Annotated in this window: 24 protein-coding genes; 14 read left to right on the top strand and 10 right to left on the bottom strand. The window is 49.0% G+C overall.

Annotated features, from left to right (window positions below; all coding sequences use genetic code 11):
• The 5 genes from zipA to cueR all read left to right on the top strand — a co-directional run.
• Positions 1–448: cell division protein ZipA (gene zipA / locus VFA_RS10250; protein WP_038151386.1), on the top strand; the 448-nt coding region annotated here is incomplete at its 5' end.
• A 65-nt stretch (positions 449–513) separates the two neighbouring features.
• Positions 514–2,523, top strand: coding sequence for an NAD-dependent DNA ligase LigA (ligA, locus tag VFA_RS10245; RefSeq protein WP_004726691.1), 2,010 nt, complete (start codon positions 514–516; stop codon positions 2,521–2,523).
• A 486-nt stretch (positions 2,524–3,009) separates the two neighbouring features.
• Positions 3,010–4,110 (top strand): chitoporin, encoded by a 1,101-nt coding sequence (gene chiP, locus VFA_RS10240; protein ID WP_004726690.1) that lies wholly within the window; start codon positions 3,010–3,012, stop codon positions 4,108–4,110.
• A gap of 101 nt (positions 4,111–4,211) precedes the next feature.
• Positions 4,212–5,021 carry a DUF2057 family protein gene (locus tag VFA_RS10235; RefSeq protein WP_050780254.1) on the top strand — a complete coding sequence of 270 codons (810 nt, stop codon included), beginning with the start codon at positions 4,212–4,214 and terminating at the stop codon, positions 5,019–5,021.
• Positions 5,022–5,088: 67 nt separating this feature from the next.
• Complete coding sequence (cueR, locus tag VFA_RS10230; RefSeq protein WP_038151384.1) at positions 5,089–5,493, top strand: Cu(I)-responsive transcriptional regulator; 405 nt, start codon at positions 5,089–5,091, stop codon at positions 5,491–5,493.
• A 71-nt stretch (positions 5,494–5,564) separates the two neighbouring features.
• Here cueR and VFA_RS10225 read toward each other — a convergent pair whose 3' ends face one another.
• From VFA_RS10225 to VFA_RS10200, 5 genes are all read right to left on the bottom strand, one after another.
• Complete coding sequence (locus tag VFA_RS10225; RefSeq protein ID WP_004726687.1) at positions 5,565–6,014, bottom strand: NfeD family protein; 450 nt, start codon at positions 6,012–6,014, stop codon at positions 5,565–5,567.
• Positions 6,011–6,940 (bottom strand): SPFH domain-containing protein, encoded by a 930-nt coding sequence (locus tag VFA_RS10220; protein WP_004726686.1) that lies wholly within the window; start codon positions 6,938–6,940, stop codon positions 6,011–6,013. The genes VFA_RS10225 and VFA_RS10220 overlap by 4 nt, the downstream gene beginning before the upstream one ends.
• Before the next feature lie 148 nt (positions 6,941–7,088).
• Complete coding sequence (locus VFA_RS10215; protein ID WP_004726685.1) at positions 7,089–7,943, bottom strand: co-chaperone YbbN; 855 nt, start codon at positions 7,941–7,943, stop codon at positions 7,089–7,091.
• Positions 7,944–8,260: 317 nt separating this feature from the next.
• Positions 8,261–9,088, bottom strand: coding sequence for an SDR family oxidoreductase (locus VFA_RS10205; protein WP_004726684.1), 828 nt, complete (start codon positions 9,086–9,088; stop codon positions 8,261–8,263).
• 21 nt (positions 9,089–9,109) lie between these two features.
• A complete protein-coding gene (locus VFA_RS10200; RefSeq protein WP_004726683.1) occupies positions 9,110–10,024 on the bottom strand; it encodes a TIGR01777 family oxidoreductase in 915 nt (304 codons plus the stop codon).
• A gap of 186 nt (positions 10,025–10,210) precedes the next feature.
• Here VFA_RS10200 and VFA_RS10195 point away from each other — a divergent pair, with 186 nt between their 5' ends.
• Genes VFA_RS10195 through yfcE form a run of 5 tightly spaced genes read left to right on the top strand, consistent with a single transcriptional unit; the run spans position 10,211 to position 13,077 of the window.
• Positions 10,211–10,945 (top strand): DUF1538 domain-containing protein, encoded by a 735-nt coding sequence (locus tag VFA_RS10195; protein WP_038151379.1) that lies wholly within the window; start codon positions 10,211–10,213, stop codon positions 10,943–10,945.
• Positions 10,942–11,736: a DUF1538 domain-containing protein gene (locus VFA_RS10190; protein WP_038151377.1), complete on the top strand. Its 795-nt coding sequence runs from the start codon at positions 10,942–10,944 to the stop codon at positions 11,734–11,736. The genes VFA_RS10195 and VFA_RS10190 overlap by 4 nt, the downstream gene beginning before the upstream one ends.
• Positions 11,726–12,076, top strand: a complete 351-nt coding sequence (locus tag VFA_RS10185; RefSeq protein WP_038151374.1) for a P-II family nitrogen regulator — start codon at positions 11,726–11,728, stop codon at positions 12,074–12,076. The genes VFA_RS10190 and VFA_RS10185 overlap by 11 nt, the downstream gene beginning before the upstream one ends.
• Positions 12,073–12,480 carry a CBS domain-containing protein gene (locus VFA_RS10180; protein ID WP_004726681.1) on the top strand — a complete coding sequence of 136 codons (408 nt, stop codon included), beginning with the start codon at positions 12,073–12,075 and terminating at the stop codon, positions 12,478–12,480. The genes VFA_RS10185 and VFA_RS10180 overlap by 4 nt, the downstream gene beginning before the upstream one ends.
• 45 nt (positions 12,481–12,525) lie before the next feature.
• Entirely contained in the window at positions 12,526–13,077 is a 552-nt protein-coding gene (yfcE, locus tag VFA_RS10175) for a phosphodiesterase (protein ID WP_004726680.1), read from the top strand.
• Between the two features lie 67 nt (positions 13,078–13,144).
• On the opposite strand, the gene VFA_RS10170 is transcribed toward yfcE, so the two are convergent.
• The 3 genes from VFA_RS10170 to VFA_RS10160 all read right to left on the bottom strand — a co-directional run bounded on the left by VFA_RS10170 (position 13,145) and on the right by VFA_RS10160 (position 14,892).
• Complete coding sequence (locus VFA_RS10170) at positions 13,145–13,420, bottom strand: Rdx family protein (protein ID WP_004726679.1); 276 nt, start codon at positions 13,418–13,420, stop codon at positions 13,145–13,147.
• A 75-nt stretch (positions 13,421–13,495) separates the two neighbouring features.
• Entirely contained in the window at positions 13,496–14,017 is a 522-nt protein-coding gene (locus tag VFA_RS10165) for a regulatory protein ToxS (RefSeq protein WP_004726678.1), read from the bottom strand.
• A gap of 11 nt (positions 14,018–14,028) precedes the next feature.
• Positions 14,029–14,892 (bottom strand): transcriptional regulator, encoded by an 864-nt coding sequence (locus VFA_RS10160; RefSeq protein ID WP_004726677.1) that lies wholly within the window; start codon positions 14,890–14,892, stop codon positions 14,029–14,031.
• A 279-nt stretch (positions 14,893–15,171) separates the two neighbouring features.
• Between VFA_RS10160 and htpG the strand changes: the two genes are divergently transcribed.
• The 3 genes from htpG (at position 15,172) to hemH (ending at position 19,198) form a co-directional block, all read left to right on the top strand.
• Complete coding sequence (gene htpG, locus VFA_RS10155; protein ID WP_004726676.1) at positions 15,172–17,079, top strand: molecular chaperone HtpG; 1,908 nt, start codon at positions 15,172–15,174, stop codon at positions 17,077–17,079.
• A gap of 311 nt (positions 17,080–17,390) precedes the next feature.
• Entirely contained in the window at positions 17,391–18,035 is a 645-nt protein-coding gene (gene adk, locus VFA_RS10150) for an adenylate kinase (RefSeq protein WP_004726675.1), read from the top strand.
• A gap of 200 nt (positions 18,036–18,235) precedes the next feature.
• A complete protein-coding gene (gene hemH, locus VFA_RS10145) occupies positions 18,236–19,198 on the top strand; it encodes a ferrochelatase (protein WP_004726673.1) in 963 nt (320 codons plus the stop codon).
• A 77-nt stretch (positions 19,199–19,275) separates the two neighbouring features.
• Here hemH and dtpA read toward each other — a convergent pair whose 3' ends face one another.
• Complete coding sequence (gene dtpA, locus VFA_RS10140) at positions 19,276–20,763, bottom strand: dipeptide/tripeptide permease DtpA (protein WP_004726672.1); 1,488 nt, start codon at positions 20,761–20,763, stop codon at positions 19,276–19,278.
• A gap of 401 nt (positions 20,764–21,164) precedes the next feature.
• On the opposite strand from dtpA, the gene rfaH reads away from it, so the two are divergent.
• Positions 21,165–21,665 (top strand): transcription/translation regulatory transformer protein RfaH, encoded by a 501-nt coding sequence (gene rfaH, locus VFA_RS10135; protein ID WP_038151371.1) that lies wholly within the window; start codon positions 21,165–21,167, stop codon positions 21,663–21,665.
• Positions 21,666–21,763: 98 nt separating this feature from the next.
• Here the strand turns inward: rfaH and asnB are convergent, their stop codons facing one another.
• Complete coding sequence (asnB, locus tag VFA_RS10130; RefSeq protein ID WP_004726670.1) at positions 21,764–23,428, bottom strand: asparagine synthase B; 1,665 nt, start codon at positions 23,426–23,428, stop codon at positions 21,764–21,766.
• Positions 23,429–23,626: the final 198 nt, after the last annotated feature.

Genomic DNA, 23,626 nt, shown 5'->3' with positions numbered 1-23,626 from the left:
AGAGCCAGAGCCAGCAGAAGATGAAATGCAGGTGATTGTGCTCAATGTGCACTGCGCTGGCAATGAGCCGTTTGTGGGCACGAAGTTATTTGATAGCTTGCAACAAAACGGCTTGCTGTACGGTGAAATGGATATCTTCCATCGTCATTCGGATCTATCGGGCACTGGCAAAGTGTTGTTCAGTGTGGCGAATATGATGCATCCGGGGACGTTAAAGCACGACGATCCGGCAGACTTCACCACCAAAGGCATTTCTTTCTTTATGACTTTGCCATGTTTCGGTGAACCCGATCAGAACTTCAAGATGATGCTCAGAACCGCTCAGCAAGTGGCTGACGATTTAGGGGCCAATGTGCTGGATGATGCACGTAACTTGATGACGCCTGATCGCCTTGCGGCATACCGAAAGCAGATCACCGATTTTCGCGCCAAAAAAGCACACGCGTAATAAAATTGATTTAACAAAGGCTCCATGTCGGAGCCTTTTTTCTTGATTCGAGAGATACACCAACCATGCAAAACGTAGAGCAACGATTAACCGAACTCAAAGATACACTGCATTACCATGCGATACGTTACTACGTCGAAGACGACCCCACGATTCCTGATGCGGAATATGACCGTTTGATGCGTGAATTACTGGACTTAGAAGCGCAACATCCAGAGCTGGTGACGCCGGACTCACCAAGCCAGCGCGTCGGCGGTGCACCGCTGGCCGGTTTCGAACAAGTGACGCATGAAATCCCCATGTTGTCCCTGGACAACGCGTTTGATGATGATGAATTGAACAGCTTCCATCGCCGCATGGGCGATCGCGTTTTGGCGGCGAAAACGGCTAAGTTTTGCTGTGAGCCGAAATTGGATGGTCTCGCGGTCAGCTTACTGTATGTGGATGGTGTCCTTGTGCAGGCGGCAACACGTGGCGATGGCACCACGGGTGAAAATATTACTGAGAACGTGCGTACCATCAAATCGATTCCGTTGCGGTTGCAAGGTACCGGTTGGCCGACGCGTATTGAAGTGCGTGGTGAAGTTTTCATGCCCAAAGCTGGGTTTGAGAAAATGAATGCGGAAGCGCTCAAAAAAGGCGAAAAAGTGTTTGTGAACCCACGAAATGCCGCGGCAGGCAGCCTGCGCCAGTTGGATTCTCGTATCACTGCGAAACGCCCGTTAGCTTTCTATGCCTACAGCGTGGGGGTGATTCAAGGCGGCACGCTGGTCGATAGCCATTATGAGCGTTTCTTACAGCTGAAAGGCTGGGGGCTTCCGATGAGTCCAGAGACAAAACGCGTTGAATCTCTAGACGAGGTAAAAGCGTATTACCAAGACATCATGACGCGTCGCAGCGAACTGCCGTATGAAATTGATGGCGTGGTGATCAAAGTGGATGACATTGCGCTGCAGGAACAACTGGGCTTTGTGGCGCGTGCGCCGCGTTGGGCAATCGCTTACAAATTCCCCGCACAAGAAGAGATGACGGTGCTCAACGATGTGGAATTTCAGGTGGGTCGTACTGGCGCCATCACGCCGGTGGCCAAACTCGAACCCGTGTTTGTTGGTGGGGTCACCGTCAGCAATGCGACACTGCACAATGCGGATGAAATTGAGCGTTTAGGCGTAAAAATCGGTGATACGGTGGTGATCCGCCGTGCTGGTGATGTCATTCCGCAGATCGTTTCTGTCGTTAATGAACTGCGCCCGGAGACCGCGCGTGAGATTCTTTTCCCAGCACAGTGCCCAGTTTGCCAATCGGATGTTGAACGGGTCGAAGGCGAAGCTGTCGCGCGTTGTAGTGGCGGATTGGTGTGTCAGGCGCAGCGCAAAGAAGCCCTGAAGCATTTTGTTTCTCGAAAAGCCCTGGATGTAGATGGGTTGGGAGACAAAGTGATTGAACAACTGGTGGACAAAGAGATGGTGTCGACGCCGGCGGATTTGTTCCGATTACGTGCTGGTGAGCTGACTATTCTGGAGCGTATGGGGCCGAAATCGGCGCAGAATATTGTTAATGCGTTAAACACTGCAAAAGCCACCACATTGCCGCGATTCTTATATTCTTTGGGGATTCGTGAGGTTGGGGAAGCCACGGCGATGAACTTAGCACACCATTTTCTAACGCTGGATGCCATTCGCGAAGCGACGATTGAACAACTGATAGAAGTGCCAGACGTGGGCACCATCGTGGCCAGTCATGTTCATGCTTTTTTTACGCAAGAACGGAACCAAAAAGTTGTCGAAGAGCTGATCGCTCTGGGAATTCACTGGCAGGCGATTGCGCCTAAAACAGACGATGAACCACAACCACTGGCGGGGAAAGTCGTGGTGTTGACCGGAACGTTGTCTCAGCTTTCACGGAGTGATGCGAAGGCTGCGTTACAAGCACTGGGTGCCAAAGTGACTGGCAGCGTTTCCAAAAATACGGACATTTTGTTTGCGGGGGAAGCTGCTGGCTCGAAACTCGCTAAAGCGCAAGAGCTGGGGATTGAAATTCGCGACGAACAAGATTTGATCGCGATGATCCGCTGAACAATTTTACATCATTATATGAACCCCAGGTCGTGAGGCTTGGGGTTTTTTATTAAGGAGAAATAACTAATCTATATCGAATGAATTTGATTCATTTTTCCTACACCTGAATGCAGCAATCTCTCGTCTTGTCATCTTCATTGTCGCATCAATGCGACGCACTTCAATAAAATTAACTTTTCTAAAAATTTAAGCCATTGATTTAACTTGATTTGTTTTCATTCGTAAAAATAAAAATAAGATTTAGATCTTGATCACTTACTGGAGCAAAGTTTGTCGTGGCTCATATTTTTTTAGTCGAAAATTAAGTTCTCGTTGATGTTTTACTCGGTGAAGTTAGTCTTATCACCATGGATACACCCAGTGTATGCAGATACTTGAGAGACTCGGATTGAGACTCTGGTAAGGAAATTTGACTTCCCCTCGGCGGCCAACTTTGGGGGAGAAAATGACAAAACAGCTATATCTATTTTTTAGGAGTTTTCCATGGACAAAATGTTTAAACGCACTGTAATCGGTGCGGCAGTTGCTCTTGCTTCTACTGGTCTGATGGCTAAAGAAGTTGGTGTGAACTCTGACTTTAACGTTGATGTTTACGGTGTGGCAGCAATGTCGGTTGTGAACTACAACACAACAGACAATCGTGATGATAGTTCAGGTTATGTGTTAGAAAACGAATCTCGTATCGGTTTCCGTGCACACAAAGAGATGTTTGAAAACTTTACAGTAACCATGCAGATCGAATCTGGTTATGTTGATAGTACTGACTGGGGCCACGGCGGCGTATCTGGCGGTGTGCTAGGTTTCCGTGATACTTACATCGGCGCTTCAGGCGATTGGGGTAACGTTCGTGTTGGTCGTGTTCTGACTCCTTTATACGAAATCGTTGACTGGCCTTTCTCTAACCCAGGTCTGGGTGCAGCCTTTGACTGGGGCGGTATCAACGCTCACTACGATCGTCAATCAAACCAAATTCGCTACGATTCACCTAAATTTGGTGGCTTCTCATTTGCGGCATCGGTTGGTCGTGATGACAATGACAACGGCGGCGGTGCAGCAACTCGTGATGCAAACTTCTTTGGTGCCAATGCTCGTTACAGCTTCGAAAAAATCACGCTTTTGGGTGCAGTTGAATCCGGTACGCGTGTGGTTGCAGAGACAGGTGGTGACTGGGAACTTGATAATACAGGGACTGCCGTTCAAAACCCAGTTGTTGCCGGTTACGATGACGACACCTTTGCTTACCTAGTTGGTTTTGAAGCGAGCCTACCTGCAGGCTTTGGTCTGGCAGCGGCATTTAAAGGTGAAGAACTAGACAACGGCATTCGTAAGCACAAGCAAGATTCATTCTCTATCGTGGGTCAATACTGGAATGGTCCTCTTGGGATCAAAATCGGTTATGCCGCGAACCTAGATTCTAAAATCGATGGCGTAAAACAGGATGATGCAAACAACATTCTGTCTGGTCAGGTGATGGGTGTGATTAACGGTTTCGTTCCTTACGTACGTGTTGCCGCTCGCTCTGACTTCACTTCAGACAAAGACACTGATATCGTGACTCGCGTAGGTCTAGAGTACGGTTTCTAATTCGTATTTTGTCTCACACTGATAAAACGCTGGCTCATGCCAGCGTTTTCATCACAAAAATTTTAATTCAGTGCTGACTAAACATAAGGTTGTAGATAATTATGCGTAAATTATTACTTGTCGCTGCTCCATTCATTCTTTCGGCCTGTTCAGCTTTGGATTCCAGCAGCAATTTTGATGATGTCGTTGATTCGGTGAATCAGCGATACAATTTTGTTCAGGTTAAAAGTAAATCATACACACCAGCGACACAGGCGATTAAAGGACCGGATGTGGTTCAGGCGTCGGTCGCTATCGTGGCAAATTACCCACGTCTTGAGCAAAAGGCGCCTGAGACGTTTGTTTATGTCGAAGTCACGACGTTTGAATCATACGATGAATACGCGTCCGTATTGTTCAATGGCCAAACGCAAAAGCTGCGCGTGGACCAACCTTCCAAAAGTATGTGCTCTGAGCACTGCGTGGTGACGCAATATATCAGCTTCCCTATTTCCAATGATGATCTTGCAACCAGCGCTGATCTGCAATTCGAACTGCGCTCAGGCGCCTCTCGCGTCGTGACGGGTTTTACGATCGCGTCTGGATATGTGAATGCCGTGCAGCGTGAAGCACAGCTGCAAGGCTCGTTAAACCAAGTGGCGCCACAAGCTAGCGTGCAAGTCGCTACACCTGCCCCTGTGGTCGTGGCAGCACCAGTCAGCAAGCCAGAAGAAATGGTGCAATACTGGTTCAATGAAGGCTCCGATGCAGAACGCAAGCAGTTTGCCGACTGGGCGTTTAGCAACCGTGCTGAAGTGAAGCAAGCCATGAATAGCGAAAGCAAAGCGTTGGAGATGATGGCTTATTGGTACGAAAAAGCGGATAAAACCCAGAAAGCGGGTATTTTGTCTTGGTTGATCAGTCAAGAATAATTGCCAACGAAGTCAAGAAGAGGCATGGTGTTGACCATGCCTTTTTTATTGTCGAGAGAAAGCAATGATGAACATTAGTGAAGTGGCCAAACGCACTGGATTGACAGCGAAATCGGTCCGTCTTTATGAAGAGAAGGGATTGATACAACCGCCGCTGCGTTCAGAGAATGGTTACCGCAACTATGGTCAGAGTCATGTCGATGATTTGTTATTGATTGCTCGCTGCAAGCGTGTTGGTTTTACGCTCGATGAGTGCAAAGCGATGTTGGCATTGGCCAATGATCCGGAGCGCAGTAGCTCGGCAGTCAAAGAGCGAGCGCAGGTGAAATTGAAGCAAGTGACACTCAAATTGCAGGAATTAACGCTGATTAAAGAGCAACTGGAAGCGTGGATTCGAGAATGCCCTGGTGATGAAAATAGTGAATGTCCGATCATTGATGATTTGAAAGGGCACTGTTGCCACCATTCATGACAAAAGGCCCAGCGGGCCTTTTGTTTTTTGCGTGTTGACTCGTCTCTGTACAACGTCGAGCATTGGTGCTTCTATTTCGGTTCGACCTTAAGAATCGTGCCATCCACATCGACCACCACCACACGCTGGCCGGCTTCAAGGGCCTGTTCACATTCAGCAATCCACGTGGTATCGCCCAATGGCAGGCGAAATTGACCGGCTGGCACAGCATCGGAGACGGTTGCACTTTGACCGATCAGTTGCTTTTGCTTTTGATTTAAGTTTCGCTGCGCATCTCCTTGTGTATCGCGGCTGAGTTGACGGCGCCACCAAAGCCAAGTGGTGATCAGCGAGAATGCGGCAAACGCCGACCATTGCAGCTGCCAACTGATCGGAATCCAAATTAAAAGTGCACTCACCAGCAGGGCGGAAAGCCCAAGCCATAAGCAGTAACCTGCCGTGCCCAGTAGCTCTGCGGCAAGTAGTACGAGCCCCAGCGCGAGCCAATGCCAGTGGTTTAATGCCAATATCCAGTCGATCAATGGTCCACCTTCTTCGTGTTGGTTTGTTTAAACATTTCTGCAATCCCGGCAACCGATCCCATTAATCCGGTGGCTTCTAACGGGAGCATGATGATTTTTCCATTTTCTGCCTGCCCGATGGACTTCAACGCATCGGTGTAACCTTGAGCAATAAAGTAATTCACGGCTTGCATGTCACCTTTGGCGATGGCATTGGACACCATCTCTGTCGCCTTGGCTTCCGCTTCGGCGGCACGTTCGCGCGCTTCAGCTTGCAAAATTGCGGCTTGTTTTTCACCTTCAGCACGCAGGATTTCTGACTGCTTTTGTCCCTCGGCACGGAGAATTTCTGCTTGGCGAACCCCTTCTGCGGCCAAGATTGAGGCGCGTTTTTCACGTTCGGCTTTCATTTGGGCATTCATGGCGGAGGTGAGGTCTGCGGGGGGCTGTACATCTTTGATTTCAATCCGAGTGACTTTGACTCCCCAAGGGTTGGTCGCTTGGTCGACAATCGATAGAAGCTTGGTATTGATCATGTCACGCTGGCTGAGCATCTCATCAAGCTCCATGGACCCCAAAACGGTCCGCATGTTGGTCAAGGTCAGATTACGAATGGCGTTTTCCAAATCGTTCACTTCATATGCGGCTTTGGCGGCATCAATCACTTGCACAAAACAGACTGCATCGATGACCACATTGGCATTGTCTTTACTGATGACTTCTTGAGCGGGAATGTCGAGGACACGTTCCATCATGTTGATCTTTTTACCGACGCGATCGATAAACGGCATGATGACATTCAGGCCCGGCTTGAGTGAGTGGGTGTAGCGTCCAAATCGCTCCACGGTCCAGTTGTTTCCTTGGGGGACGGTCTTCACGGCGGAGGCGATGAACGCGATCACCACGAAGACAAAAATACCGATTGCGACGAATGAATCTACGGCCATGACGTTTCCTTTCTGAGTGTTGATGAATGGCTAAAGTGTGAATGATAACCGCAAGACTCACAACGTATTGTGATGAATGATTGGAGTTGTCGCAAAAAATAAGGCAGGAAATACCTGCCTTAAGAATATGATGTTTAAGATAAATTTATCAGTAGAGGAGTGAATACAATTGGCGGCGGTAGCGGCTCGCGATGCTGTTGCCTTGGCCAAGCGCATTGAGAATATCCATGAAGATTTTTTTCATGTCGCCATCGAGTGTATTCAGGTCGCGTTTAAGGAACGACCACAGCAGCTCCAGTGCTTCTTCATCGCGCTGGACTTGATGATATTGTGTGGCGAGTTCCACTGCCACTTTCGCGTCACTGCCGTTTTGGGCAAATGCGGTTTCTAAGGCTTGAATTTCAGGGCTGTCGGCCGCTTGTTCATGCAGTTCCAGTTTCGCCATCAGGCTCTTGTAGTAGCTATCTTGGTATTCCAGTGGAATAGCAGACAGTTCCACTTTGGCGGCATCAAACTGCTGTGTGGCAAGGAAGCAATCGGCCAGCGCCAGTTTGGCGTCCCCTTTTCGTTTCCACTCCTCACTGAGCGATAACAGCAGCGGCAAGGCTTCTGCGTGTTGCTGGTTTTGAACCAGCAGTAAGGCGTGTTGCAATGTGCGCTCATCTTGACTGGGCAAATGACGATCCAGCATGGCCTGAATGGCAGCAATGGGTTGTGGGCCGCCCAAACCGTCGACCGGCTGACCGTTGATGAACAGGGCGATGGTGGGCAGTGCTTGAATACCAAATTGACCCGCAATGGCTTGTTCTTCTTGGCAATTCAATTGTGCCAACTGAAACGCCCCCTCATATTGCTGAGTGAGTTGTTGCAGTGCTGGGATCATTTGAGCACTTTCTTCACTCATGGGAGCCCAGAAATAGAACAGGATCGGTGTGGAGGCCGAACGTTCAAGAACTTCGCGAAAGTTGTGTTGGGTGACGTCAGTCATATGAGGTGATTGCATGATGATTCCTTTTACGCTTGCGCTTTTCCTCATAAATGGGGGCATGATTTCAAAACACAAGGCGTGGACGCCCGTCAAAGCCAGAAAACCCAAAAGCCGCCTAGTGGCGGCTTTTGAGTGCTCCGAAGAGCCAGCAAGCAAAGATGCTATAAAAGGATCAAGAGCGTCAGCGTTACGCTAACACTGAGCCAATTCCATTGGTTTAATGTCATAACGGTGGTACCCAATGCAATGCCAAAGTCGTTTGTCGTGAATGGTTTCACTGTGAGTTGAAGCATGGCATCGAATTGTTACGCATTAATGACAAAATTATAAATTTATGCTGCTTTGTTGAGCAGTTTGTCCAAGGTTCGACCCGGAAGGAGCCGCTTGAGCACCGCAAACACTTTGGTCGGCGTTGTGACGCGATAGCGTAGTCGAGGCCGTGGCGATTCCAGTGCATGCAGCAGGGGAGCGAGGCAGGCTTCTGCCGGTAACACAAATGCGTTACCGGATTTCTCGTTGCCCAATCGCGCCAATTGCGCGCGATACTGCGCACTATGCACGGAGTGTTCAATGGGGATCCAGCGCTGAAATGCAGCCAGTGCATTGGCGCGAAATCGTGTTTCGATGGGGCCGGGTTCAATCAAACTGATGTGTATGCCGCTGTCTTTGAGTTCGAGGCGCACGGTGTCCGTCCAACCTTCAAGCGCGAACTTGGAGGCATTATACGCACCGCGGTATTTCATGGCGGCAAACCCTAGGATGGAACTGTTTTGGATGATGCGACCATGACCTTGCTGGCGAAAATGCGGCAAGAGGGCGGTTGTTAAGGTGTGCCAGCCAAAGAAGTTGGTTTCAAACTGCGCACGTAACGCATCGGTGGGTAAATCTTCCAAGGCGCCAGGTTGCCCATAAGCGCCATTATTGAATACGGCGTAGAGTTGATGATGAGAGAGTTCTAGTGCCTGTTGAACGCCTTCACGAATGCTGTGTTCATCGTTTAAATCGAGTTGAATGCACGTCAGCCCTTGCGCTTGAAGGCGAGCAACGTCTTCTGCTTTGCGGCAAGAGGCGATGACCTGATAGCCACGTTGGTGCAGCTTGGTGGCCGCCATATAACCAATGCCGGAAGAGCAGCCGGTGATCAAAATTGAGTGCGTCATCATATATCCAAGTGAACAGCGTTAAGCCTGATGTTGTAGTAAGTGCCGGAGGGCGGGTTCGATGCGTGAATAGGAGAATTGAAAACCCAATTCGGTCAGCTTTTTGGGTTTGGCGCGCATGCTGTCAAACAGCAGTTCACTGGCTTCCCCCATCAATAGCGTGATGGCCCACTTCGGCGTGGTCAATAGGTGTGGTTTTTTGAGCGTTGCCGCTAAGCTGCGGCTGAAAACTCGATTGGTCACGGGGTGCGGCGCACACAGATTAAATGGCCCTTGCGCATGTTCCGTTTCCAACACATAGACAATGCCTTTCACCATGTCGTTCATGTGTATCCAAGGCATGTATTGATCGCCGGTTCCGATTGGCCCCCCCAAACCCAGGCGGTAGGGCGGTAACATCTTTTTCAATGCGCCACCTTCTGGCGCAAGTACCACCCCTGTACGCAATAAGCACACGCGCGTGCGATCGGATTGGGCTCGCAGGGCGATTTGCTCCCAAGTTTCACAGACGTGATGAGAAAATCGGCTCGATTTCACCTGCAAGCTTTCATCAAATGGGTGGTCTTGCTGATCGCCGTAATAACCGACCGCGGAACCGCTGATCAACACGTGAGGCGGTTCAGTGCTGGCGTGAATCAGTTCTACCAGTCGTTCGGTGAGGATCCAGCGGCTATCGCAGATGCGTTGCTTTTGACGTGACGTCCAGCGTTTGTCGGCAATGGGTTCGCCCGCCAAGTTAATCACCGCATCATAAGGGTTGAGATCATGCAGATCATCCAGCGTGTCGATAAACGCCAACTTCTCATTGTGCACATGTGCCAGCGTTGCCTTGGCTTGAGCGCGATTGCGAGTCAAGACGACCAAATCATGCGTCATCAGTAACTTGATCAGCTCACGCCCGATAAAGCCAGTTCCACCCGTGATCAATATTTTCATGCCGCCTCCTTACTTGGCTTAAGTATAGCCGCCGTGGTCTGCCGTTCAGCTTAAGGGAATCTACGACAACTGCCAACATTCTGTTTTTTAACCTTTGATGACTTTTTGCCCACCTCGTAAACCACGTCACATCACGCCTGATTATCCTTTGCCATGATAAGTGTAAGGAAATGTATCGGAGCAACTATGGCCGGAGCGTTGGCGTTACTCAAAGCGATGTTGAACAGTTTGCGCGATTTGATGCCGATCGTGTTGGTCATTGCATTCTTTCAGCTGTGTGTTCTGCAAGAACCTTTGCCCCATCTGCTGAATGTGTTGAGCGGATTAGTGCTGGTGGTCTTGGGGTTGACGTTTTTTATTTTTGGTTTGGAAATGGGCCTGTTCCCGATTGGGGAATCCATGGCGCAGGCGTTTGCTCGCAAAGGCAGCCTGTTTTGGTTGTTGGTGTTTGCGTTTTGCCTCGGCTTTGGAACCACCATTGCCGAGCCTGCACTCACTGCTGTGGCAGAGGAAGCGGCCAATGTGGCGGCACAAGGCGGCATGATTGCCGATTCCCTCAATGCTCGGCACGATTATGCGCAGGGGTTACGCCTGACGGTGGCGTTGTCGGTCGGGTTCGCGATTGTCATTGGCGTGCTGCGCATTCTGCGCGGCTGGCCAATGCATTACATGATCGCGTTTGGGTACGTGGGCGTTGTGATCCTGACGGCGTTTGCGCCAGCTTCGATTATTGGCATCGCTTACGATTCGGGGGGCGTCACAACATCCACCATCACTGTGCCATTGGTCACGGCCTTGGGGGTGGGGTTAGCCTCGTCGATTAAAGGGCGCAATCCGATGTTGGATGGATTTGGCTTGATCGCCTTTGCTTCGTTGTTACCGATGATGTTTGTCATGGTCTTTGGCATGGTGGTGGCATGATCAGCAGCGTTGATTTTTTCAATACCCTCGTGTCGACGGTTCTGGATGTGTTTCCGATCGCAGTCATCATCTTCGGTTTTCAGTTCGCGGTATTGCGAAAACCGCTGACGCATCCGGTCAAGATCGTGATGGGGTTCGGGTATGTGATTCTGGGTTTATCGCTGTTTCTACTTGGATTGGAATTGGCGCTGTTTCCGCTGGGGAAAACCATGGCGCGTCAATTGACGGATCCGCAATTTTTAGCGGAATTTCGTTTGAGCATCGGCCAAAGCCTCGAATGGATAGATTATTACTGGGTCTACTTGTTCGCGTTTCTGATCGGATTTAGCACCACGGTGGCAGAACCCTCCTTGATTGCGGTGGCGATCAAAGCCAATCAGGTGTCGGGGGGAAGCATTAGCGTGCATGGTCTGCGCATTGCGGTCGCCTTGGGCGTGGCTTGTGGCATCGCGCTGGGCAGTTACCGCATTGTGGTGGGTGACCCGATTCATTACTACATCATTGCCGGGTACGTGGTGGTGGTGATTCAAACATTTTACACCCCAAAATTCATTGTGCCGCTAGCCTATGATTCCGGCGGCGTAACCACGTCCACCGTGACGGTGCCCATCGTTGCAGCGCTAGGGCTGGGGCTGGCCTCGACGGTACCGGGACGAAATCCGATGATCGATGGCTTTGGCTTAATTGCCTTTGCCAGCTTGTTTCCCATGATGTCGGTCATGGGGTATGCACAAATCACTCACTGGCTGACTCAAAAAGCCAATCTGAAGGAGCAAGATGATGAGGTTTAAACTGATACTCGCGTTTGTGGAAGACAGCAAAACCGATCTCGTACTCGATGCCGCTCGTGATGCCGGGGCGACGGGCGCGACCGTGATCAACAATGCTCGTGGGGAAGGGTTGAATAAAAAACGCACGTTTTTCGGCTTGACACTCGATGTGCAAAAAGACGTGGTGTTGCTGATGGTGGAAGAGCATTTGTCTCGACATATTTTAGAAACCATTTGTGAGGTGGGTGAATTTGATCAGGAATCCGGGCAGGGGATTGCGATTCAGATAGATATTGAAGATGCGGTGGGCGTGGCTCATCAAGTGGCGACGTTAACCAAAGTGGTGGAGGACAATCTATGAACCGAGATGACAAAATCCACGTGCGCGATGTAATGGCCAACACTTACGTCATGGTCGATGGGTTAACCACGGTGCATGAAGGCATTTGCTTGGCGAAAAAACACGACGTTAAAGCTTTGATTGTGAACAAACGGCACGAGGACGATGAATTTGGCATCGTCCTCATGAATGACATCGCTAAAAAAGTACTGGCCAAGAACCGGTCGCCCAAACGCACCAACATCTACGAGATCATGACCAAGCCTGCGTTAACCGTGTCGCCGGAGATGAATGTCAAATACTGTGCCCGCCTGTTTGAGCGTTTTGGCATCAGCCGCGCTCCGGTCATTGAAGCGGGCAACGTGATTGGCATGGTGAGCTACAACAACATCGTGATTAACGGCATGGCAAGAGATGACGATTAACCGCAGAAACCGTACAATCTGAGGGTTTAATTCAAGAGGTGTGCAATGGAATTATTTTTTGCTTCAGATTTACACGGTTCACTGCCAGCCACCGAACGCGTTTTGCAGGCGTATCAGCAATCGGGTGCTGAGACGCTGGTGTTACTTGGTGACATCTTGAATCATGGGCCGAGAAACCCGATTCCTGAAGGGTACAATCCGCCGGCGGTTGCGGCGCGACTCAATGAATTCGCCGATCGCATCATTGCGGTGCGAGGCAACTGTGACAGTGAAGTGGATCAGATGTTGTTGTCGTTTCCGATGATGGCTGATTACGCTTGGGTGTTACTGGAATCCGGCCAACGCATGTTTCTGACGCATGGGCATCTGTATCATCAAAATCAGCAACCACCGCTGCGTGAAGGGGATGTGTTGGTCCATGGGCATACGCATATTCCGGTGGCGGAAAAACACACGCATAATTATCTATTTAATCCGGGCTCTGTGACGTTCCCGCGTGATGGATTTGTCGCCAGTTTTGGTCGTTTTCATCAAGGGAAACTTGAAGTCTGCAGTTTTGCTGGGGATGTGATTGCTGGCGTGGCGATCCACGAGTAACGTCGTGTTCGAGCATCGAAAAGAGACGCAAAAGGGCACTTGACTGTGCCCTTTTGTTTGGTCGTGATTAACGGTCGACATGACCCAGATCGCGCTCAGGGTCAATCAGATCACGCACGCGCTGTTTGAGTTCTTTGGCCTCCGGAAAACCGCCATCGTGTTTGCGTTCCCAAATTTGTATGCCATTGCACCAGATCTCAAAGCGTCCACCGGTGTCCGGGTGCAACGTGACGGTCTCGAGCTCTTCGCTGAACGTATGCAGTAGTTCTTGCGTCAGCCAAGTTGAACGCAGCATCCAATTGCATTGACGACAGTAGTAGATGTCAATTTGCGCTTTTTCCATGGATTCATTTCCCTATGTTACGGTTTGGCTAAAGAAAGAGGCTGTCAGTTCATCGCGAGAACCAGACCCCTTTATTTAGCCATTTCCAAACAGGACTGTTGAACCGTGATTCAAACTGGTCAGCAGCAATGTCTTGTCGTTGACGATGTCGACACGGCGGCTCTGCTCGGAGTCCATCTTAAACAGTTGTGTAATCAAATCGAGCTGCTCTTGCGTAAAATCTTTGCTCTGCGCAGAAGAGACATCTTTAAATTCGGTTGGCGAGACCAGCAGGTAATTCGCACTCACGTCCCAGTCTCCAGACTCGGAAATGTTGATGACATTTTCGGGGACGGTTTTATCCACCGCGTACAGCTTCACGACGGAAACACGCAGGTACGTGCCGTTGGGCAAATACTTGACGTTTGACGCCACATCAACACGGCGCAATGGGCCGACCGATTGGTTCTGATGTTTGCTTTCAATCAGCGTGACCATCTTGGATTGCCATTCTCGTGACGAGAGAACTTGTTCCAGTTTGATGTCGCTGCCCCAGTAGAACCAAGCGCTGAAGGCAACAGAAATGAGCAACAAAATGCTGGCAAATTTACGGGTCATGGTTGAGTTCCTCATTGACAGATCTTAGCGATGTCTTCTTGGTTAGCAAAGATTCTCAATGTGATGTTTTCACCCGAGAATTGAGGAGCATGAATGTAATTCAGCACCAATTGGGCGTTGTGGCCACCGGTGGCGATGACTTCCTTGGGAGCCAGTTCGCCCGTGTGCATTTCGCCATATTTCTTCACGCAGCTTTCAATGAGCGGCAACCAAGACGTTAAGTCTGGGTGGTTAATGGGGGTGCTGACCACCACATTGTCAAAGACCGCCAGACGACGAAATGTCGATTGCGATGGCGTGGTAAACAAAATGACACAAATGGGGAGTATAACCGCAACCAGTAAAATCAATTTGGTGTACAAATCGAACTTGGTTTTGGGAGCCTCCGGTGTTGCTTCTGGCGCTGCGACGGTCGCGGTCGGTTGAATGATAAAATCCGACATCATGGCGCTTTGGTCACCTGACGGGGTAGTTACCGTGTTTGCGTCCGCCAGCTGTGGTTCGAGATCAGCGTCTTTGCTGATGTCCGGCTGTACAACTTCCACTTTGGCGATCAATTGATAGCCGCGTTTTGGCACCGTTTTCACGAACTGAGGCGACTTGGTGGAATCTTTTAGCATTTTACGCAGGGTGGAAATGGCTTGAGTGAGGCTGGAATCATCCACTTCAAAGCCTTGTTCACGCCACACGAAATCGTGAAGTTCATTGCGAGTAATGACTTCATTTGGACGTTGAGAAAGCATTAATAGAATGCGGCTTTCATTACTTCCAAGACGAACGTTCTCGTTATCAGCGTCTTTGTCTACTAGCGAATTGCTCGTTGGGTCGAAAGTAAATCTATCAGCAAGAATAAACTTTGTGCCTGTGTTACTCATCGATATCTTCTTTTTTAATTAGTATTAGCGCTTGGACTATCAACTACCCAGATTATCTTCCTTGTTGACAAATTAAAAAACGATTCGAACTGACGGGCTTTTATCTTCCTTGATAAAAATACGGATAGAGGATAATCAAAAAAAACACAAAAAACAGTGTTTTTATGGTTTTTGACCTTGAATTTACATTCATGAACCTCATGTTAATACCAAATCGATATTCCTCAAACCCCTTTTGTTGTTTGACATGGGGAACTGAATTGATGTTATGGAGCTAATATGAGCGAAACTGCAATGACAAACAAAGAAACGCGTGGTTTTCAATCTGAAGTTAAGCAACTACTTCATCTGATGATTCACTCGCTGTATTCCAACAAAGAAATCTTTCTGCGCGAGTTGATATCTAACGCCTCAGACGCGGCGGACAAGCTGCGTTTTCAAGCGTTGTCGGCCCCTGAATTGTATGACGGTGATGCCGATTTGGGCGTGAAACTGTCGTTTGATGCCGAAGCCAACACCCTCACCATTTCTGACAACGGTATCGGAATGAGCCGAGACGATGTCATTGAGCATCTGGGGACAATTGCGAAGTCGGGGACGGCTGAATTTTTCTCAAAATTGTCCGAAGAACAATCTAAAGATTCGCAACTGATCGGTCAGTTCGGGGTGGGTTTTTACTCGGCATTTATCGTGGCTGATGCCGTCACCGTGCGCACGCGTGCCGCAGGTTTAGCAACCGATGAAGCCGTGCAATGGTTCTCTCAAGGTGAAGGGGAGTACACGATTGAGACCATTTCTAAGGCATCACGCGGGACTGATATCATTTTGCACCTGCGTGAAGAAGGCAAAGAATTCCTGTCCGAATGGCGTTTACGTGATGTGATTTCAAAGTACTCCGATCACATCGGGATCCCGGTTTACATTCAATCCAACGTATTGGATGACGAAGGGAAAGAGACCGGTGAGACCCGATGGGAGCAGATCAACAAAGCACAGGCATTGTGGACGCGTTCGAAATCTGACATCACCGATGAAGAGTACCAAGAGTTCTACAAACACGTGTCGCATGACTTTGCAGAGCCACTGGCGTGGAGCCACAACAAAGTCGAAGGTAAAAACGATTACACCAGCTTGTTGTACATTCCAGCCAAAGCGCCGTGGGACATGTACAACCGCGATCATAAACATGGTTTGAAACTGTATGTGCAACGTGTGTTCATCATGGATGACGCGGAACAGTTTATGCCGTCTTACCTGCGTTTCGTGCGTGGCTTGATCGATTCGAACGATTTGCCGCTCAACGTGTCACGTGAAATTCTGCAAGACAACAAGATCACGCAATCGCTGCGCAATGCGTGCACCAAGCGTGTATTGACCATGCTTGAACGCATGGCCTCGAACGATGCCGAGAAATATCTGGGCTTTTGGAAAGAGTTCGGCATGGTGCTAAAAGAAGGCCCGGCGGAAGATTTTGCCAATCGTGAGAAAGTCGCAGGTTTGCTGCGTTTTGCATCAACCCACAACGATGCTGCCGAACAAAATGTGAGCTTGAGTGCGTATATTGAGCGCATGAAAGAAGGCCAAGAGAAAATTTACTATCTCACTGCCGACAGCTACAACGCGGCGAAAAACAGCCCGCACTTGGAGCAGTTTAAAGCCAAAGGCATTGAAGTGATCCTGATGTACGATCGCATCGATGAGTGGTTGATGAACTACCTGACCGAGTTTGATGGCAAACAGTTCCAGTCCATCACCAAAGCGGGCTTGGATCTGAGCAAGTTTGAAGACGAAGCGGAAAAAGAGAAACACAAAGAAACCGAACAGGAATTTAAATCCGTTGTTGAACGCGTGAAAGAGTATCTCGGCGAGCGGGTTAAAGATGTGCGCACCACATTCAAGTTGGCTTCAACGCCGGCCGTTGTGGTCACCGATGATTTTGAAATGGGGACGCAAATGGCCAAACTGCTGGCGGCAGCGGGTCAGGCGGTACCGGAAGTGAAGTACATTCTGGAAATTAACCCAGAACACGCGATGGTCAAACACATGGCTGATGAGCCGGATCAAGCGGCGTTTGGTCGTTGGGTTGAAGTTTTACTCGGTCAGGCAATGTTGGCGGAACGCGGCTCGATGGAAGATCCATCGCAGTTTGTTACTGCCATCAACCAGCTTTTGACCAAGGTGGAATAACACGATGAAAAAGCTCGCATCATGCGAGCTTTTTTCTTGGGCTTTGTTTTGCACGATGTGAACTGACGCGTTCTTTCGTGCAAATGCTGAGAAATTTCGCTCAGGTGGGCATTCTTTAGTCTTAGTTTCGTCGGAACGGCGATTTTCTATGATAGAATCGCAAACTTGAATGTCACTACCAACCCGTGTATTTTTGCACGCCAGTTTGCCGGCGCAAACTGTATTGGTCTCCTTATACCGAAACTTACCGTCTCGAAGCAGAGGGAAACTGTGAGCTTCGGTATAAATATCATTTCTAAAGAGGATTAAACATGCGCATCATTCTTCTAGGTGCTCCAGGTGCAGGTAAAGGCACACAAGCTCAATTCATCATGGAGAAATACGGTATTCCGCAAATCTCTACTGGTGACATGCTGCGTGCGGCGATCAAAGCGGGTACAGAACTAGGCAAACAAGCTAAAGCTGTTATCGACGCGGGTCAGCTTGTTTCAGATGAAATCATTCTGGGCCTGATCAAAGAGCGTATTGCTGAAGAAGATTGCAAACAGGGTTTCCTATTGGATGGTTTCCCTCGCACAATCCCACAAGCGGATGGCCTGAAAGAAATGGGTGTCAACGTGGACTACGTGATCGAATTCGATGTGGCTGACGATGTGATCGTTGAGCGCATGGCTGGCCGTCGTGCTCACCTAGCCTCAGGTCGTACTTACCACGTGGTTTACAACCCGCCAAAAGTGGAAGGTAAAGACGATATCACGGGTGAAGACCTTGTGGTTCGTGATGACGACAAAGAAGAAACGGTTCGTGCTCGTCTGGACGTTTACCACACTCAAACTGCACCGCTGATCGAATACTACGGTAAAGAAGCGGCAGCAGGTCACACGACTTACCTGAAATTTGACGGCACCAAACAGGTGGCTGAAGTGAGTGCTGATATCGAGAAGGCATTAGCATAATAGACAATACCTATTATCAAAATTTTCAATAATTTTGTTATAGTGAAGCGACCGTAAGGTCGCTTTTTTTATGAATTTTTTCCGTGATGTTCGCGTAAAAGAACCATCCTTTGATGATGAGGTGATGCGCGGCCTGATTCAGCCGCGCGCCTCTTTGCTGCATGCTCTCGCAGCCGATGACAACAATCCGACAGGAAACTATGCAAAAAAACAAAAAATACGGTGTCTTGTTAGCCAACCTCGGCACCCCAGACGCGCCGACGGCGCCAGCGGTTAAACGCTTTCTTGGTGAATTTCTTCACGACCCGCGTGTGGTCGACATGAGCCGTTGGTTATGGTGTCCAATTCTGCATGGCATCATTCTGCCCATTCGTTCGCCCAAAGTCGCCAAACTGTACCAAAGCATTTGGATGGATGAGGGATCGCCGTTGATGGTGTATTCCAAACGGCAACAAGCCGGATTGGCGCAACTGCTCAATCAGCCGGTTGAATTGGGGATGACTTATGGTGAGCCGAGCCTGCAACAGGGCATTGAACGACTACAACAACAGGGCGTGGAATCGATCATTGTATTACCGCTCTATCCGCAGTATTCCGGCACCACGACCGCGGCGGTGTTTGATGGTTTGGCCAAAGCAATGAAGCGCGTTGCTTTGGTGCCTGAATTGCATTTTGTGCGTGATTACCATAATCATCCACTGTACATCCAAGCGTTGGCAGAAAAAGTTCGTCATTCATGGCAGCAAAACGGGCAGGGCGACTTGTTAGTGTGTTCTTATCACGGCATTCCTCAACGTTATGCTGAGAATGGCGATGTGTATCCGCAGCACTGTGCAGAGACCACGCGCCTGCTGGCCGCAGAGTTGGGGCTGAGCGACGAACAGGTGATGATGACCTATCAATCTCAATTTGGGAAAGAAGAGTGGTTACAGCCGTACACGGACAAAACCATGGCAGCTTTACCGGCGAAAGGGATCAAAAAACTCGATATTCTCTGCCCGGCATTCTCTGTCGATTGTTTAGAAACGCTCGAAGAAATTTCGGAACAAAATCAGGAGATCTTCCTGCATGCTGGGGGTGAAGCGTTTCATTACATCGAATGTCTGAACGATTCTGCAAGCCACATTCAGATGATGGCGGCTCTGGTGGAAGAGATGCTTTAGCATCGCATCACGCGGTTCTCGACCCATAAAAAAGCCTCAGCGATTGCTGAGGCTTTTTCGTCATGTCTTATTGCCAATTACGCTTGCGCTGTTTCCAGTACCGCGTCACTGTTTTCACCGCGACAAATCTTGGTCAGTTTTGGCGCAATGATGAAGGTCAGCACGGTAATGATCGCTGTTGCGTAACCAATCTTACCAAACACGTCACTGTAAATGGCCAGTGACTCTGTTGATGAAGCAATGTGTGACGGTACGGACGTCAAACTTGCAACCCAGCCTGCGATAACCGCTGCAGTGGCTGAAGTCAGGAACCACATCCCCATCGCGAAGCCCATCATGCGTTGTGGAACCAGTTGAGCAACCATGGCTAGGCCCAAACCAGAAACCAGCAGCTCGCCGATAGATTGGAAGGCGTAGCACAGGATCAGCCAGTTTGAACTGATGATGCCTTCGGCATTGGCAAAGTTGGCGCCCCAAGACAGGATCAGGAATGACAGCGCACACAGGCCCATACCGATGGCGAACTTGAACGGCATTGCTAGGCGTTCGCCCAATCGGCCGTACACCATCGCCAATACTGGGCTGGCCAGCATGATCCAGAATGGGTTCAGCGCTTGGAACTGCTCGGGTTCAACGTTGATGCCGAAAATGTCATGGCTCACGTTGTGAATCGCAAAGAAGTTCAGTGAGGTTGGCATTTGGAAGTACAGGACGAAGAACACAATCCCTTGCAGCATCAGGATAAAGGCCACCAACATCTTCTGACGTTCGATGCCGCTAATCGAGAACGCTTCTTTAAAGTAGAAGCTCACAATGATAAGACCTGCCACAACCAGAATGGCGTGTGCCAGCATCAAGTTTTGTAGTAGGTAGCTACAGACAAAGCTCACAATCACGGAACCCACTGTAACCGCCAGCAGGTAACCTTTGTTGACCGGTTTCAGGTCAGCCGGTGAGCCGACATTTTTCAACATGCGTTGGCAGATCATGAAGTTCACCACAGTAATGGCGAGACCAATCGCACTGACGCCAAACGCCAAACCGTAACCCGCACGCTCAGCCACAATCGGGGTGATGATCATCGAGAAGAATGATCCGAGGTTGACGGCCATGTAGTACATGGTGAAGGCACCATCAAGGCGAGGGTCGTTCTCAGGGTAAACTTTAGCCAGTAAGCTCGATGGGTTTGCTTTAAATAGGCCGTTACCCACGGTGATAAAGCCCATTGCGACATAAATCAGCGTTTTTCCGCCCAGATGCGCCCCAGAGGTGGAAATGCCCAGTAGCACGTAGCCAACCATCAGGATAATGGCGCCTAAAGTAATGGCACGCTTGGTCCCAATGACTTTGTCACCAATCCAGCCGCCTGCTGCAACGAAGCCATACACAAGCGCAGAAAAAGCACCAAACAGCACAAACGATGACGACTCATCCATTCCCAAGATTTTTACGAGGTAAACGGTCAGAATGGCTTGCATCCCGTAAAAACCGAAACGTTCCCAGAATTCGATAGAGAAAATCAGATAGAATGATTTAGGTTGCTTGAATATATTCAAGTCTGACATAAAGAGCTTCCTGTAATCTAACCCGTGTCGGCGTGACGTTCGGATCTGTTGACCGCGATTGAATACGATGTGCCTGACGAGGTCGGGTTGTATGTTATAAATTCTCGTTAAGAGTATTATTTTGGTTAATGCAATGCATTAAGGTTTTTTATTCGGCAGTTACGTATACATCCAAGGTGATAAGCCTGCAATAGGACGATTTGGTTGTTTATTAAACTTATTGTTATAACTGATTGAAAAACAAGACATTGACCAAATGGAAATGCGTTAATTGTTTGTGAAATCTAATTTTTCATAATTGGTTACAATTTGCGTTATGCATGTTACAGATCTCAAAGTGGATTTTATGCAGCTCATTTTGCCCAAGAATGGCTGCTGGATTAGAAAAGAGTTGATGGAAAATGAAACGTTGGTATTTGCTGTATTGTAAACGAGGAGAACAACGCAGAGCGAAAGCACACCTTGAAAATCAAGGGGTTGAATGCTTTTATCCTGAAATTGAGGTGGAAAAGATATTGCGCGGAAAACGCCAAATGGTCAAAGAACCGTTGTTTCCCTCTTATATGTTTGTGCGTTTTGATTTTAATCAGGGGCCGACTTTTACCACGGTGCGCTCGACACGAGGTGTGACCGACTTCATCCGTTTTGGTGCCGAGCCGAAGGAGTTGCAAGGGGATTTGATTTACGAGCTGAAACAGCTCAGTACACATCTTGATGACGTCTCTGATGCGAAAATGCCGGTTCGCGGTCAGGAAATCGAAGTCAAGAGTGGCCAGTTTTGTGGTTTGAAGGCGATTTATCAACAGCCTGATGGCGAAACGCGTTCGATTATGCTGGTGAAAATGCTCAGCCAATCTGTTCCGATGAGTATTGAGAATAAGCACTTGGATCTCAATGATTGAAACGTAGGTTCAGTGCGCTTGCTGCGCACGATCATGGCATATGAAAAATATGAAAAAAGGCGCTTGATGCGCCTTTTTTGTGATGGTTTTGTGTTCAGTTAGTAAGCTTCGTTGTGAACCGCTTTGACTGCGCGGCCTGATGGGTCGATGCAGTTTTTGAATGATTCATCCCACTCAATGGCTTTTGCGGACGAGCAAGCCACTGAAGGGCCGCCAGGGACACAGCGCGCTGCAGATTCCAGCGGGAATAGCTCTTCAAAAATCTCACGGTACACGTAACCTTCTTTGGTGGTTGGCGTGTTGTAAGGGAAACGGAATTTCGCCGTTTCCATCTGCTGGTCAGTGACTTTCGCTTCTGCAGTTGCTTTTAGTGTGTCAATCCAGTTGTAGCCAACGCCGTCAGAGAACTGCTCTTTTTGACGCCATGCGATGGAATCTGGTAGGTAGTGTTGGAAGCATTCACGCAGCACGTGTTTTTCCATCTTCCCGTTACCGCACATTTTGTCTGCTGGGTTGAGACGCATTGCGACATCAATGAACTCTTTGTCAAGGAATGGGACGCGACCTTCAACGCCCCAAGCTGCGAGAGATTTGTTCGCACGAGCACAGTCGAACATGTTCAAAGCCAACAGCTTACGTACTGTCTCTTCGTGGAACTCTTTTGCGTTTGGTGCTTTGTGGAAGTACAGGTAACCCCCGAAGATTTCATCCGCGCCTTCGCCAGAGAGAACCATTTTGATCCCCATCGCTTTGATTTTACGCCCCATCAGGAACATGGGTGTGGATGCGCGAATCGTGGTCACGTCGTACGTCTCGATGTGATAAATCACGTCGCGAATCGCATCCAGACCTTCTTGCACGGTGTAGGTCATCTCGTGGTGAACCGTGCCCAGTTTGTCTGCGACTTCACGTGCCGCTTTCAGATCGGGTGCGCCTTCCAAGCCAATGGCAAACGAGTGCAATTGTGGCCACCAGGCCGCTGATTTCTCGTCATCTTCAATACGCATCGCCGCAAAGCGTTTTGCAATCGCAGAGGTAATGGATGAGTCCAAGCCACCTGACAGCAAAACACCGTAAGGTACGTCGGTCATCAATTGACGTTTCACCGCATCTTCCAATGCTTTGGTCAGATCTTCTTTGCTGGTGACGTTGTCTTTCACCGCATCGAATTCGTACCAATCACGGGTGTAGTAACGTGTTGGTTCTGCATCTTTCGAACTGAATGAACAACCTGGAGGAAATTCGCTGATGGTTTTACAAACCGGAACCAGTGCTTTCATCTCGGATGCGACGTAGTAGTTACCGTGCTCGTCGTGGCCTTGGTACAGCGGGATAATCCCAATGTGGTCGCGGCCGATCAGATACTCGTCTTTTTCTTCATCGTAGAGAACGAAAGCGAAAATACCGTTCAACTCTTCTAAAAGGTCAGCACCTTTATCTTGATACAGGGCCAGAATCACTTCACAGTCTGAATCGGTTTGGAACTCGTATTTGCCCGCGTAACGTGCACGAATCTCTTTGTGGTTGTAAATCTCGCCATTCACAGCAAGGATGAGTTTTCTATCTGGGCTGTACAGAGGCTGCGCGCCGCTATTCAGGCCTACGATAGCCAGACGTTCGTGAGCAAGAATCGCGCGGTCTGATGTGTAGATACCTGACCAGTCCGGGCCACGGTGACGAAGTTTTTTAGACATTTCCAAAGCCACAGGGCGAAGTGCGGCGGCGTCACTTTTAATGTCTAAAATGCCAAAGATAGAACACATACAACTTTCCTTAATTAGACGAGTTTTAATCAGATGACTCCAATTTGCCATTTTGATTAAAAAAGGCAACCCATAACTATTAAAAAATTTAAAGAAATCGTTGTCTATTAAACATCATTTAAAAATAACGGCAAATGAGTGAATGTTTTCTAATTTCTGGCGTAAATGTAAGCGAAAGACAAAGAAGAACAGAGGCCG

It is taken from the genome of Vibrio furnissii CIP 102972 (assembly GCF_000176175.1).
GTDB classification, from domain to species: Bacteria; Pseudomonadota; Gammaproteobacteria; order Enterobacterales; family Vibrionaceae; genus Vibrio; species Vibrio furnissii.
This window is presented reverse-complemented; position numbering and strand designations above follow the sequence as displayed.